Origin of the sequence: Ruminococcus bromii, assembly GCF_002834225.1 — a bacterium.
GTDB classification, from domain to species: Bacteria; Bacillota; Clostridia; order Oscillospirales; family Acutalibacteraceae; genus Ruminococcoides; species Ruminococcoides bromii.
Genome location: NZ_NNSR01000072.1, coordinates 58,791 through 72,653, shown reverse-complemented (window position 1 = coordinate 72,653; position 13,863 = coordinate 58,791). Strand labels below are relative to the sequence as shown.

At 41.4% G+C, this 13,863-nt stretch carries 14 protein-coding genes; all 14 read right to left on the bottom strand.

All coding sequences use genetic code 11. The features are described 5' to 3' along the window. Positions 1 to 14: 14 nt before the first annotated feature. Positions 15 to 419 carry a zinc ribbon domain-containing protein gene (locus RBATCC27255_RS08340; RefSeq protein WP_101029562.1) on the bottom strand — a complete coding sequence of 135 codons (405 nt, stop codon included), beginning with the start codon at positions 417 to 419 and terminating at the stop codon, positions 15 to 17. A gap of 142 nt (positions 420 to 561) precedes the next feature. Next, a complete protein-coding gene (gene hemZ / locus RBATCC27255_RS08335) occupies positions 562 to 2,001 on the bottom strand; it encodes a coproporphyrinogen dehydrogenase HemZ (RefSeq protein WP_101029561.1) in 1,440 nt (479 codons plus the stop codon). A 1-nt stretch (position 2,002) separates the two neighbouring features. Further along, a complete protein-coding gene (locus RBATCC27255_RS08330; RefSeq protein ID WP_101029560.1) occupies positions 2,003 to 2,629 on the bottom strand; it encodes an MBL fold metallo-hydrolase in 627 nt (208 codons plus the stop codon). Continuing rightward, a complete protein-coding gene (dtd, locus tag RBATCC27255_RS08325; protein ID WP_101029559.1) occupies positions 2,626 to 3,081 on the bottom strand; it encodes a D-aminoacyl-tRNA deacylase in 456 nt (151 codons plus the stop codon). The genes RBATCC27255_RS08330 and dtd overlap by 4 nt, the downstream gene beginning before the upstream one ends. A 15-nt stretch (positions 3,082 to 3,096) precedes the next feature. Beyond that, positions 3,097 to 5,295, bottom strand: a complete 2,199-nt coding sequence (locus RBATCC27255_RS08320; RefSeq protein WP_187128357.1) for a RelA/SpoT family protein — start codon at positions 5,293 to 5,295, stop codon at positions 3,097 to 3,099. Beyond that, positions 5,295 to 7,337 (bottom strand): single-stranded-DNA-specific exonuclease RecJ, encoded by a 2,043-nt coding sequence (gene recJ / locus RBATCC27255_RS08315; RefSeq protein WP_101029558.1) that lies wholly within the window; start codon positions 7,335 to 7,337, stop codon positions 5,295 to 5,297. Before recJ ends, RBATCC27255_RS08320 begins: the two co-directional genes overlap by 1 nt. Positions 7,338 to 7,372: 35 nt before the next feature. Beyond that, positions 7,373 to 7,651: a DUF4160 domain-containing protein gene (locus RBATCC27255_RS08310; RefSeq protein WP_101029557.1), complete on the bottom strand. Its 279-nt coding sequence runs from the start codon at positions 7,649 to 7,651 to the stop codon at positions 7,373 to 7,375. A 2-nt stretch (positions 7,652 to 7,653) separates the two neighbouring features. Further along, a complete protein-coding gene (locus tag RBATCC27255_RS08305) occupies positions 7,654 to 7,875 on the bottom strand; it encodes a DUF7723 family protein (protein WP_101029556.1) in 222 nt (73 codons plus the stop codon). Beyond that, positions 7,868 to 8,137: a DUF7724 family protein gene (locus RBATCC27255_RS08300; RefSeq protein WP_021884172.1), complete on the bottom strand. Its 270-nt coding sequence runs from the start codon at positions 8,135 to 8,137 to the stop codon at positions 7,868 to 7,870. The genes RBATCC27255_RS08305 and RBATCC27255_RS08300 overlap by 8 nt, the downstream gene beginning before the upstream one ends. Positions 8,138 to 8,157: 20 nt before the next feature. Beyond that, positions 8,158 to 9,825 carry a DNA repair protein RecN gene (recN, locus tag RBATCC27255_RS08295; protein ID WP_101029555.1) on the bottom strand — a complete coding sequence of 556 codons (1,668 nt, stop codon included), beginning with the start codon at positions 9,823 to 9,825 and terminating at the stop codon, positions 8,158 to 8,160. 14 nt (positions 9,826 to 9,839) lie between these two features. Beyond that, the gene (gene argR, locus RBATCC27255_RS08290) at positions 9,840 to 10,286 is read right to left on the bottom strand and encodes an arginine repressor (RefSeq protein WP_101029554.1); all 447 of its coding nucleotides are present in this window, start codon (positions 10,284 to 10,286) and stop codon (positions 9,840 to 9,842) included. Beyond that, positions 10,286 to 11,143 (bottom strand): NAD(+)/NADH kinase, encoded by an 858-nt coding sequence (locus RBATCC27255_RS08285; protein ID WP_101029553.1) that lies wholly within the window; start codon positions 11,141 to 11,143, stop codon positions 10,286 to 10,288. Before RBATCC27255_RS08285 ends, argR begins: the two co-directional genes overlap by 1 nt. A gap of 12 nt (positions 11,144 to 11,155) precedes the next feature. Next, positions 11,156 to 11,962 (bottom strand): TlyA family RNA methyltransferase, encoded by an 807-nt coding sequence (locus tag RBATCC27255_RS08280; RefSeq protein ID WP_101029552.1) that lies wholly within the window; start codon positions 11,960 to 11,962, stop codon positions 11,156 to 11,158. A 1-nt stretch (position 11,963) separates the two neighbouring features. Beyond that, complete coding sequence (gene dxs, locus RBATCC27255_RS08275) at positions 11,964 to 13,835, bottom strand: 1-deoxy-D-xylulose-5-phosphate synthase (RefSeq protein ID WP_101029551.1); 1,872 nt, start codon at positions 13,833 to 13,835, stop codon at positions 11,964 to 11,966. Positions 13,836 to 13,863 lie beyond the last annotated feature (28 nt).

Sequence of the window (13,863 nt, the reverse complement as noted above, 5' to 3'; positions counted from 1 at the left end):
CCCATTAATAAAAATCAAAGTTCAAAGTCTTCTTTCGCATCGCCGATATCGTCAATTTTAATACCGCAGATATTGCAAAAAACAGAATTATTGGGAATTACAGCATTGCAACCGGGACATCTTCTTTTATCCGTTGCAACGGCAATATGTTCATTTACTGCATTAAGACTGTCCTTTAAATCGCTGATTTCAGACACAATAATCTTAATCTGCTGTGAATAGTCTGTGCCGTGAACCTCGGATTTATATGTAAGCGCACCGAGCTCACGAAGCTTTTTGTTAATATCGCCTCTGATTTCAGCGGCTGTTATTTTATGCTTAGACACATCATATACCGATGACGCTTTCTGCGAAACAGCAGACGCACAAGCCTTTGCGTTTACTACAACATCGTCAAAAATCTCATCGAATTTTCCCATACTGATCCAACCTTTCTAAAATTTACTCGTGAGAGAATCTAATTATGAACATTATTTTCATTATGTTCAACATATGACAATTTTATTTTTTTCAATCGCATATGTCGTATTATAGCACTGTCGGGAGCAATTATCAACTGTGTTATTGACCATAAAACTGCATTATTCCTGACTTTCTTTGAATAAGTTCATCAAAACGGTCAATGTATTCGTACGGATATTTAAAATTGAATATTCTTTCGAGATAATCGGGATTATTTCGTTTCAGTTTTGTAACACCGCCCGAACCGCAGGCAAGGATTGTGTGGGTTTCGTCCATAACATAAACATTGTACAGGCTTTCAAAGCCTCTTTTTGACCAGCCGACATTTTCAAGATTGCCGACCATCCTGCTCTGACGGTACATATAGTACGGAATGTACTCGTTTTGTCCGAGAATATTCTGCGTGTAGGCAAGCATTTCTCTTGCATCTCTCGCCTGTTGCAAATCAAGCGTTACTCCCTCGGTTGTAAGGCGGGACGCTCTTTTCATACAAAGAGTGTGAACCGTGATACATTCCGCATTCAGCCTGACGATTGAATCGAGTGAATTTTTGAAGCTTTCGGGGGTATCTGTCGGCAAGCCTGCAATCAGGTCTGTGTTGATATTATCAAAGCCGCATTTTCTTGCAAGCTCAAAAGCGTCAAAAAACTGCTGAGCAGTATGCTTTCTGCCGATAGTTTTCAGCACCTCATCGTTTGTTGTCTGCGGATTTATGCTGATTCGGTCAACTTTATTTTCTTTTAAGGCAAAAAGTTTTGCGCTGTCTATTGTGTCGGGTCGACCTGCCTCAACTGTAAATTCACGGCAGGTTGACATATCAAAGCATTTGTTTACTGTTCTAAGCACCGTGTCAAGCTGTTCGGCACTCAGAGTAGTGGGAGTGCCGCCGCCGAAATATACGGTTTCAAGCCTTAAACCAAGCTTGTTTGCAATTTCGGCTGTCCGTTTAATTTCTTCGCATAATAGCTTTGTGTACGGTTCAATCAGCTTTTCAGCCCTTTCGATTGACGCCATTACAAATGAGCAATAACTGCATCTTGACGGACAAAAAGGGATTCCGACATAAAGGCTGAAAGATTCGGGTCTTGAAAGTTCAAGAATTTTTCTTTCGTTATGCTCGGTTTCCCTTGACAATGCTGTTTTTTCGTTGCTGACAAAAAAGTCGTTTAAAAACTTTTTCACAGCCTGTTCTTCATTTGATTCTTCGGCAAGTTTTCTTAAAAGCTTTACTGGGCGAACTCCCGTAAGTATTCCCCACGGCTGTGTAAGTCCCGTAAAATCACAAAGAAGTTTGTACAAAAGCTGTGCCGAAACAAGCTCGTTGTCATCATCCGTAAGCTTTTTCACAGCTGTTTCGGACTTATTAAAAGAACCGATATTCACCGAAATTGTAATTTTATCCGAAACCTCCGTATAGATATACGGAGGCTGTGGTTCAGAAAAATCTCTTATTACCGTTATTTTTTCATTTGGAAAGAAAAGCCTTGTAAGATTTTCAAGTTCAAAATGAAAATTGTGATTTTTTACATATAAATTCATATTAAAGAATCCTCATCAGCGGATTGTATTTTCTCTCGTGGTCAAGGGTTGTTGTCGGGCCGTGACCGGGAATTACACGATAATCACCCTCAAGATTTTTAAGCTTTTTGATTGACTTTGCCATTTCGGCGTCGTCACCTGTGGGAAGGTCTGTTCTGCCGTATGACTCGCAGAAAAGAGTATCTCCCGAAATGATTGTGTCATCAAAAATATATGAACCGCAACCGCTTGTATGTCCAGGTGTGGTGATATATTTGATTTCAGTGTTGCCGAGCATAAATTTGTCACCGTCTTTAAGCAGAATATCGGCTGAAAACGGTTTGAGTGAAAGTCTGTGCTTTTCGGTAAGATTGAGTGCAGGATTGCTGAGAAATTCGTTATTCTTCTCTCCCGTAACAATCTTAGCGTCAAACTTTTCGGCAAGCTGTTTTGCATAGCTTATGTGGTCGTAGTGACCGTGTGTAAGAATTACATATTCAAGCTTTCCGCCGTTTTTCTCAATTTCGGAATTGAGTTCTTCATTCGGTGCGCCCGGATCGGTTACAGCCATTTTGCCTGTTTTTCTGTCTGTAAGCAGACAACAGTTTGTCATAAGAACCGTAACATTAAAAATTTTTACATCTATCATATTTTCAAATCCTTTGTGTTGATTTCAATAGTAACGGGACCGTCATTAACAAGCGAAACCTTCATATCGGCACCGAAAATTCCCTTTTCAACACGCTCAATTCCGTTATAGTGCATTTTTTTGCAGAAATATTCATAGAGAGGATTGGCTGTGTCGGGTCTTGCGGCTGCCATAAAGTTTGGCCGTCTGCCGTGAGAACAGTCTGCACAAAGGGTAAAATTTGAAATTACAAGCACCGAACCGTTTACATCGGCAAGAGCAAGATTCATTTTATCATTTTCATCTGTAAAAATTCTCAGCCCTGCAATTTTTGCGGCAAGTGCGTCCGCCTCTTTTTCGGTGTCGCCGTTTTCAACTCCGAGAAGAATAAGAAAACCAATACCGATTTCGCCCACGGTTTTTGAATCGACCTCAACCTTGGCCTCGGTAACTCTCTGTAAAATTGCTTTCATAAATTATAACCCCAATTACAGTCTTTTTACTTCAATTGTTCCGTTGATGTCGGAAAGCTTTGAAATTACACCGCGAAGGTGATTTCTGCCCATAACATCAATTGTTGCCGTAACTACGGCAAGTCCGTTGCCCGCTTCTCTTGAATTTAGAGAGTGTATAAAAATGTGCATATCCGAAAGCTTGATTGTAACATCTGCAAGAAGTCCTGTTCTGTCGGTTGCGGTAATCTGGAGCGTACTTCTAAATGCCTCTCCGACCTCGTCCTCCCAGTAACAGCTTACCCATCTTTCAGGTTCTTCACTCTTGCTGATATCTTTCGGCACATTTGTGCAATGTCTTTTGTGAATTGAAACGCCGTAGCCCCTTGTAATATAGCCGATGATATCGTCACCCGGCAGAGGATTGCAGCACTTTGAGAATTTTACAAGAACATCGTCAGCACCCTCAATTACAACGCCTGCGGATGCCTTCGGTCGCTTTACGGGTGCTTGCGGAACATCAATTTCTTCAATATCTGACGCATATGCTTTCTGATATTCCTCTTTGAGCCTTGGCATTATCTTCCAAAGCTGAATACCGCCGTAGCCTACTGCGGCATAGAAATCATCCATGGAATTATACTGCTTTTTAATCATCAGCTTTTGAAGAAACTCGGGATATTCTTCCTCGGAAAGATTGATTCCGTGACGCTTAAATTCCTTGTCAAGCATCTGCCTGCCTTCAACAATATTCTCATCACGCTTTTCATGTTTGTACCATGAACGGATTTTTGATTTTGCCGATGCGGTTTTACAGATATCAACCCATGCCCTGTTTGGGTGCTCCTCTTTCTGGGTGATAATTTCACAGATATCGCCTGTTTTAAGCTTATAGTCAATAGGAACGATTTTTCCGTTAATTTTAGCGCCGACCATTCTGTGACCTACCTGTGTGTGAATAAGATAAGCCATATCAATCGGAGTTGAACCCTGCGGAAGATTGAACACATCGCCTCTCGGGCTGAACACATAAACATCGTTTTCCGTAAAATCGTTTCTGATATTCTTTGCGATGTCGGTAACATCTTCAGCCTCAAGCTGATCAAGAATCATATCCTTGACCTTTTTGATGTTTTCCTCCATTTTGTCATTATTTTTGCCGCCTGCGCCCATTCCAAGCTTATACTTCCAATGGGCAGCGATTCCGTATTCGGCGGTGTAATGCATTTCCCATGTTCTTATCTGAATTTCAAAAGGAATTGCGTTTTTGTCGAGTACGGTTGTATGGAGCGACTGGTACATATTCGGCTTAGGCATTGATATATAGTCCTTAAAGCGGTTAGGAATAGGCTTGAATATATCATGAACTACACCGAGAACATTGTAGCAGTCGGATACTGTGTCAACGATTACACGCACGGCAAAAATGTCAAAAATCTGATCCATTGTTTTGCCCTGCATATATGTTTTGCGGTAAATACTGTTAATACTTTTAACTCTGCCGCTGATATAAACACCGGGAATTATACCCTCGGTTTTTGCAAGAATCTGAGTCTTGATGGATTCAATAAATTTGTCACGGTCCTCCTCCGTCATAAGAAGGTCGTCTTCGATTTCCTTATAACCGATTGGATCAAGGTACTGGAGAGAACGATCCTCAAGCTCATCTTTTATTGTTTTGATACCGAGCCGATGAGCAATCGGAGCAAACACCTGCATATTTTCAAGTGATTTATCTCTCCTCTTTTGTTCGGGCATACAGTTCATTGTACGCATATTGTGAAGCCTGTCGGCAAGCTTAATGATAATTACACGGATATCATCAGCCATTGCGATAAGCATTTTTCTTATATTTTCGGCTTGTTGCTGTTCACGGGTTGAGTACGGAATTTTTGAAATTTTTGTAACGCCGTCAATCAGCTTAGCAACATCGTGACCGAAAAGTTTTGTAACCTCTTCAAGTGTTACTCCTGTGTCCTCAACAGTATCATGCAGCAACGCACCGCAGACGGAATCGGTATCCATACCGAGCTCTGCAACAATACAGGCTACTGAAACGGGATGAAGAATGTACGGAATTCCCGATACTCTGCGCTGGTCACCGTGAGCTTTTTCGGCAAATTTATATGCCTTTTCGATTTTATCCATATCGTAAGTGTTGGCAGCAGATGCGGAAAGAATCTTTTTCAGTTCCGTAAAATCCTGATAATGTGCAACATTTGAAAATTTTCCCATCAAAATACCTCTCTTAATTTCCTGATAATCGGAGCAGACTCAAGAGAAACCTTGCCGTTTACAGGCAGAACGGATATTCCGGAGGTTTTCATTCCGTCTGAAAATTCTATAAGACCGAGTTCTCTCATAGCCTCAAGGATTACTTTAATTTTACCAAAAGACAGCCTGTTGTCAAGCATATGAGGCAAAATTGCGGTATCAAAGGCATACCCACTGCTATTTTTTAAATATCTGTAAAGCAAGGCAAAATCATTTCTGTCAGGCATTAAATCGGAAAGCTGTGAGCTGTCAAGCTGTTTTCCTCTGCAAAAATCCTCGTAGTTTGTACGGCTGTCAAGGAGCTTTTCGGTATCGCAGTCCGATGATTTAATATTTCTGACAATCACGGAAACAGACACATTTCCGTTAAACTCATTGCGGTCAAGATTTACCGCAAGGTCGAGCGTTTCACCGATTTTATACGGAAATTCTTCGGTTGAAGTGAAAAACTTCATAGCTGTAATCTGTGTGTTGCCGCGTGACAGCGTAAGTCTTAGGTGCTTATTGCCCGAAAGCGGAGTAATATTTCTCAGAGTCATATTATACAAACCGAAAACAGGTGTCGGATTGCCGGCACCGTATGGCTGCATAAGCGAGAGAGAATCTAATAAATCAAGATTTATGTACGCAGGGTTAAGTTTGCAATCAATGTTGATTTTATCGTAGGGCATCTTACCGAAATTATCGGCAAATTCGTTTATTTTTTTGCGGAAAGCAGGTATATTTTCGGGATCAAGAGAAAGTCCGACCGCCATTGGATGACCGCCTCTGTGTGTAAGCAGGTCTGAGCAAGCAAAAACAGCGTCACAAAGGGGAAATCCCTCAACGCTTCTGCCTGAACCCTTTGCAGTACCGCCAAGCTTTGAAATGACAATTGCAGGCTTGCCGTAAGCCTCTTTGACTTTGGCGGCAATGAGTCCGATTACACCCTGATGCCAGTTTTCACCGTCAATAACAATAATTTTATCATTGACAAGCGACGGCTTTCTGCGGATAATTTCGTCAATTTTTTCAAGAATGTCACGCTCAATCTCCTGCCTTTCGGAGTTGTCACAGCAAAGCTGAGATGAGATTTCATCGGCTTCCTCATAATCTTCCGTAAGAAGGAGCGATACTGATTTTTCGGACAAGCCGAGTCGGCCTGCCGCATTGATTCTCGGAACGATTGTAAACGACACATTAGTTGAAGATATTACTTTGCCTGTAAGTCCGGAGTCTTTGATAAGTGCCTGCAATCCCGGACGGTCGGTATTTGTAATGCTTTCAAGTCCGTGCTTGACAAACACTCGGTTTTCATCCTTCAACTCAACAACATCACCGATTGTGCCGATGCTCAAAAGATCCGAATAGTTCTCAAGCAGGGTTGTTGTGTCACAGTACTCTCCCTCAAGAGCCATAATCAGCTTAAAGGCAACACCGACACCCGAAAGATTTTTAAACCTGCTTTTGCAGTCCCTTCTGTGCAAGTCAACTACGGCACAAGCCTTCGGCAACTCGCCTGACGGCATATGGTGGTCTGTTATAACCGTGTCAATTCCGAGTGAGCTTGCGTATTCAACCTCCTGTGCTGCCGCAATTCCGTTATCAACGGTAATTATGAGCTTTATTCCACGCTCGTTGAGCTTGTCAACAGCGTTTTTATTCATTCCGTAGCCCTCTGTTTCACGGGACGGAATATAGTACATTGCGTTTGCATCAATTGTTTCAAGGTAAGAATACAAAAGTGCTGTTGATGTGACACCATCGGCATCATAATCACCGTAAACACAAATCGGTTCACCGCAATCAAGAGCCTTGTTAATGCGTTCAACAGCCTTATCCATATCTTTTATTTCAAACGGATCGGCAACGAAAGAATCATTGTAAAGAAAGCTTTCAATTTCATCATTCGTTGTAATATTCCGTATCTGGAGCAGCATTGCAACAATTGCAGGCAGCTCATAGCGGGACTGAATCTCCCCCGCCTTAGTTTTATCAAGTTTTGCAACCGACCACAGCTTCAAAATGCCGCTCCCTTTCGTTTGTATAGTTTAATAAATTATTCACCAAAGAATCCGTTATTGCTTAATTCGTTCCATTTAAGATACATATCTTTGTAGTTATCCTTAATAAATTCACGAATAATTCTTACTTCTCTTTCAGAGATGATTCCCTGTCTTTCAACAGTTGTGTCACCGTTACTTTTAACAAAAAACTTAGCTGAACCAGATTCAGTAAGTTTCTTATCACTTGCATGGACATGCATAGCCTCAATAATACAATGTGCGGTATAATAGAGATAGTAACCGCATACTTTAAATTCATAATATTTAGGCACGGCTACACCTCCATATATTTTTTGTTTTTATTATAATAATCAAATACAATCTGAATTTCTATATCATCCATACTTGTTTCAATTACTTCCTGATTATAATCAAATACGAGTGCTTTATTAAGGCGATTCAAATTTAAAACCCTGATGTAATCTCCTGATTTTGTAAACGCATAACCGTTTATAATCAAATCAGCATTGTCAGCAATTGTCTTAAAATCAATCATAACTGATTCTCACTTTCTCTATCTGTTTTAAAAATTCATCAGGATCAATATACAGATTTTCAAGAATCGGCACTAAATCTATATATTCTTCTTCTTCGGGAAGCCCTTTATATTTTGCTGTCACTGCAATATAACCGTTTTCCCATTCAAGTATTTTTGTATATCTTTCGAGTTTTGATGAAGTTCTGAATCTGATAACATAGCCGTTAAAGCTGAATAGTGTATAATTTCCGTTACTGCTTAATATTGCTTCATTCGTCATATTCGTTACTCCTTTCAAAATCAGTTATTGTACTTTTCAAGCATTGATTCTGCATGTTTAAGTGCGGCATCGGTTATATCAACACCGCCGATTATTCGTGCAAGCTCGCCTGCTCTGCCGTTATGGTCAAGGAGGGTTACATTTGTAAATGTTCTTCCTTTTTCAACCTGTTTGCGGATAAGATAGTGAGAATCGGCAAGGGCGGCGATTTGTGCCTGATGTGTTACGCAGAGAACCTGACTGCTTTTGCTGACTTCACGCAGTTTTAAGCCGACCTTTTCTGCCGCTGAACCCGAAATACCTGTGTCAACCTCATCAAAAATGAGGGTATCAACCGTATCCGTGCTTGCAAGAACAGTTTTAATTGCAAGCATCATTCTTGAAAGCTCACCGCCCGATGCGATTTTTGCAACAGGGCGAGGTGTTTCACCCGGGTTTGCGGAGATGAGCAGTTCCATTTTATCCGTACCCTTTGAATTTGGTTCGCACTTTTCAAAGTACGGAACAAGCTCAACATTCGGCATATTCAAAAATGCCATTTCGGATTTTACTTTTGTTGCAAAGGTTTTTGCGGTTTTTCTGCGGAGAGTACCGAGTTTTTCGGCAGCCGCAAGCATTTTTTCTTCGCTTTCTCTGCATTTTTCCGCAAGCTCGTCACGGTTGCGGTCATAGTTCACAAGTTCGTCAAGTCTTGCCTGATATTTTTCGGCAAGTTCCGAAAGCTCGTCTGACGGGCAATTATATTTTCTTGTAAGACGGTTGATAAGGTCAAGCCTTTCTTCAACTTCTTCAAGCCTTTGTGGATCTGATTCAAGCGAATCAATAGCGTCGGAAATGCTGTCGCAACAATCCTTTAAATTGTAATATGCATCTGTAAGCGTATTTGCAATTTCTTCATATTCAGCATTATATGATGACGCTTTTTGAAGGGCAGTTGATGCAGAATCGACCGATTCAAGACCGCCGCCGTAGTTTTCGTCACCGTCAAGAGCCATTTTAGCATCATTGAGCAGAGAAAAGATTTTCTCAAAGCTCATAAGCGCTGTTCTTTCGCTCTCAAGCTCCTGTTCTTCGCCCTGCTTAACATCGGATTCTGTGAGTTCATTTACCTGATATGAAAGTAAATCAATTTCTTTCAATCTTTCACTTTCGTCCGAATCGGCTGAATTTAATTTCTTTTTGAGAATTTTATATTCATCATAACATTTTTTATAATCAGTCAAAAGCTTTTCACAACCGCCGAAACGGTCAATATAATCAATATGAGTTTCGGAAGAGAAAAGTTCGTAGCTTTCGTGCTGACCGTGAATGTTTATAAGATGCTTTGAGAGTTCCTTGAGCATTGAAACCGTTGCAGGCTTTCCGTTGATTTTACAACTGCTCTTGCCGTTTCTGTTGAGAGTTCTCTGCAAAATGAGCATTCCCTCGTCATCGGAAAAGCCGAGTTCATCAAGCTTTTCAACAATGCTTTGGTTAATATCGTCAAATTGGGCGCTTACAAAGGCTGAATCAGCCTCGGTGCGAATAATTTCCTTTGATGTACGCTGTCCCATAATTGCGTTGATTGCGTCAATTATTATACTTTTACCTGCACCTGTTTCACCTGTGAGGACATTAAGACCGTTTTCAAAATCTATTGAAGTTTTTTCAATCACGGCAATGTTTTCTATATATAAAGTTCTGAGCATTTCAATCAGTCCTGTCAAATTAGCTTTTTGAGTTCTTCGGTAAGCGACACAGCAAGGTCGGCTGTTCGGCAGGCAATGAAGATTGTATCGTCACCTGCAATTGTTCCGACAACAGACGGATAGTCGGCAGAATCGAGTGCGGCACAAACTGCCTGAGCCATACCGCTGAGGGTTTTTATTACAACAAGATTTTGCGCAACATCAATTGAATCTACCGAAGTGCTGAAAAGATTTGAAAAATTGGTACGGATATCGGTTGAACTGCGAGATGCAGAAACATAGCGGTATTTTCCGTCACTTCCGAGAGTTTTAACAAGGCGTAAATCCTTGATATCTCTTGAAATTGTAGCCTGCGTTGCCTTGAAACCTTCCTCACGAAGTCGAGTGAGCAGTTCATCCTGTGTTTCAATCGGATGTTCGGCTATAATATCAAGAATTCGTGCGTGTCGCCCTGTTTTCATCAGAAATCCCTCTCTTTCAGTTTTTCATTGAGCAGCTTATAAAAATTGCGGTTGTGGAGTAACGCAAGTTTAAGCTTTAAATCGGATTTGCGGATTACAACCCTGTCGGTTGCAAGTATCGGAACATTCTTTTCACCGTCAATTGTCAGCACGCAACAGCATTCTTCGGGGATTTTAACATGAACCGAAAGCTCCGATTCTCCGCTGAAAAGTACGGAACGGGAAAATAACGAGTGCGGACAAACAGGAGTCATAAGAATACATTCCATTTTCGGCGCGAGGATAGGTCCGCCTGCTGACAATGAATAAGCGGTTGAGCCTGTCGGAGTTGCAAAGAGCAAACCGTCTGCTCTGTATTTTGAAATTTCGTCACCGTCAAGACTCAGGTGCAAATCAATTGTTTTTGAAAGCTGACCTCTTGCGACAACGGCATCGTTTACTGCAAGATAGTGCTTTGAGCCGTCCTCTTTTATGACCTCAACATCAAGCAAAATTCTCTCTTCTGTTGCGTAATCGCCCGTAAGAAGTCGTTCAAGCTGTTCATATTCGTGCGGTTCAACATCTGCGGCAAAACCAAGTCTGCCGACATTCACACCGATAAGCTGTTTATCGGCTTTTGCGGCATATTTTGCGGCATGGATAATCGTTCCGTCACCGCCTACCGTAATCGCCATATCGCAGTATTCAAAAAGCTCCGTAATGTTTTTTGAATAATGAATGTGGATTCCCTTAAAATACTGACTGCATTCCTCAATCATAGCAATTTCTGCATTTTTATCAAGAAGAAAAAGAGAAATCTTTTTTGCATATTTAATTGCTCTTTCTTTTGAAAGATTGACCACTAATGCAAATTTCATAAAAACACCTGCTCATTTTTTATCAAGAGCGGCATGTGAATTTTCAACAAGCTGCTCGGGTGTTACATCTGTGTATGATTTTGGATCGTCGCTTTTGCGAAGGTGGATAAGGTATTCTATATTGCCCTCGGGACCTTTGATTGGCGAATAGTCGAGATTAAGTACATCAAAGCCGTTTTCAAGGCAGAAATCAAATATTTTTCTGACAACCTCCACATGGACGGCAGGATCACGAACTACGCCCTTTTTGCCCACCTTTTCCCTGCCTGCCTCAAACTGCGGTTTGATTAGGCAGACCGCCTGTGCGTTTTCGCTCATAAGCTGTCTTGCAACAGGCAGAATCAGCTTTAATGAAATGAACGAAACATCAACCGAGAAAAAGTCGATTTCATCGGGAACCTGCTCCCTTGTAACCTTTCTCATATTGGTGCGTTCAAGGTTGACAACACGGGGGTCGTTGCGAAGCTTCCATGCAAGCTGTCCATAGCCGACATCAATTGAATACACCTTTTTTGCACCGTTTTGGAGCATACAGTCGGTAAAGCCGCCTGTTGACGCACCGATATCCATTGCTATCTTATCTTTTAAATCAAAGTCAAAATTGTCTATGGCCTTTTCAAGCTTTAAACCGCCACGGCTGACATATTTTTGCGTGTTGCCCCTTACTTCAATTTTAACATTTTCATCATAAGAAGTTCCGCACTTGTCGGCTTTCTGATTGTCAACATAAACCTGCCCCGACATTATAATCGCCTTAGCCTTTTCACGGCTGTCGGTAAAGCCCTTTTCATATACAAGAATATCAAGTCTTTTTTTCATCCTAATTCTTTTCCTTTAAATTTTTGGTAATGGTGTTTACCATTCCGTCATTGTCAAGCTTAAGCTCATGAAGAGCCTCACTTACTGACATCTGCTTAACAAATTTGTCATTTATAGCCTTTATGTGATAATCTCCGCAGAATGAAGTGCAACAGAGTAAATCGGAGAAGTTTCTTGCAATGCCTCCGTTTTTGATTCCCTCTTCAAAGAACCACACATTTTCAAAAGCAGCCGCAAAATCAACGGCATTTTCATCAATCGGTTTAATTCTGCAAAGTTTTAATATACAAATCTCAATACCCTGTTTTGCAAGAGTTTCTTTAGCCTTGCAGGCGTAAGAGAAAAGTCTGCCGTAGGTTATGAGAAGATTTTTACAATTCGGATTTCCGTAAACATCGTAAGAAAGATTTTCTTCACCGAAATCATCAGGTCTGTAAAGCTCTCCGCCGCGAGGATAACGCACAACGGCAAGGCTGTCGCAAATGTAGATTGCGGTTGAAAGAGATTTTCTCATACCGTCAAAATATGCCGGAGAAAAAATTGTTGTGTTCGGAATGGTGTTGAGTATCGAAACATCAAACACACCCTGATGAGTTTCACCGTCATCGCCTACAATTCCCGAACGGTCAACACCGATTACAAGGTGAAGTTTTCCGAGAGCCGCATCGTGCAAAAGCTGATCATAGGCTCTCTGCAAAAATGTTGAATACACAGCAAAAACAGGACGCATACCTTTTGCGGCAAGTCCGCATCCAAAGGTTACTGCGTGCTCTTCTGCAATACCTACATCAAAAAATCTTTCTTTATAAAGCTTTGAAAATTCGGTAAGTCCCGTACCTCCCGACATTGCGGCTGTGATTGCACAAATCTTTTTATCGTCTTCGGCAAGCTCACACATAGTCTTTCCGAACTCAGCCGAAAACCCCCTGTGGCTTGAAAGAGGCTCGCCGGAATCAATATCAAACTGACCGATTCCGTGAAATCCGCCCGGATTGTCCTCGGCAGGCTGATAACCTTTTCCTTTTTTGGTGACAACATGAACAAGAACGGGAGAATTCACCTTTTTGGCACACTCAAACGCATTTTCAAGCTCATCAATGTTATGACCGTCAATAGGTCCGAGATAGGTAAAACCGAAGCAGTCAAAAAGAGTGTTTTTGTACACAAGATTTTTAAGTTTTGATTTTCCTCCCTGCAAAAATCTTTTAAGCGGTTTTCCGACAAGCGGAATGTGTGAAAGAATTTTTTCCGTAATTTTCTTGACTCGCATATACCACGGCTGAATTCTTACCGTTGTAAGGTAGCGTGACAATGCGCCTACATTCGGTGAAATGGACATTTTGTTATCATTGAGAACAACAATGAAATTTTTATTAAATCTGCCCGAGTTGTTCATTCCCTCAAAAGCAAGTCCGCCTGTGAACGAACCGTCACCGATTACGGCAACTGTGTAGCTTTGGTCGCCCATAAGGTGTTTTGCTCTTGCAATACCGTATGCGGCTGATATTGATGTACTGCTGTGGCCTGTGTTAAAATCGTCGTATTTGCTCTCGGCACGCTTCGGAAAGCCTGAAATTCCGCCTTTTTTGCGGATTGTGTCAAACTGCTCATAGCGTCCCGTCAACAGCTTGTGGGTATATGCCTGATGTCCGACATCCCATACAATGCTGTCTTTCGGCAGATTAAAGCTACGCTCAAGAGCAACGGTAAGCTCAACAACGCCAAGGTTAGGCGAAAGGTGTCCACCGTTTACAGATACAGTTTCAACAAGCTTCTCTCTTATTTCGGTACACAGGTTTTCAAGCTGTTCGCCGTTAAGCTTTTTGACATCATGCGGTGATTTAATTTTAGAAAGCAGTTCATACTCACCCATAATTTATTTCCTATCCGTATAATCAAAA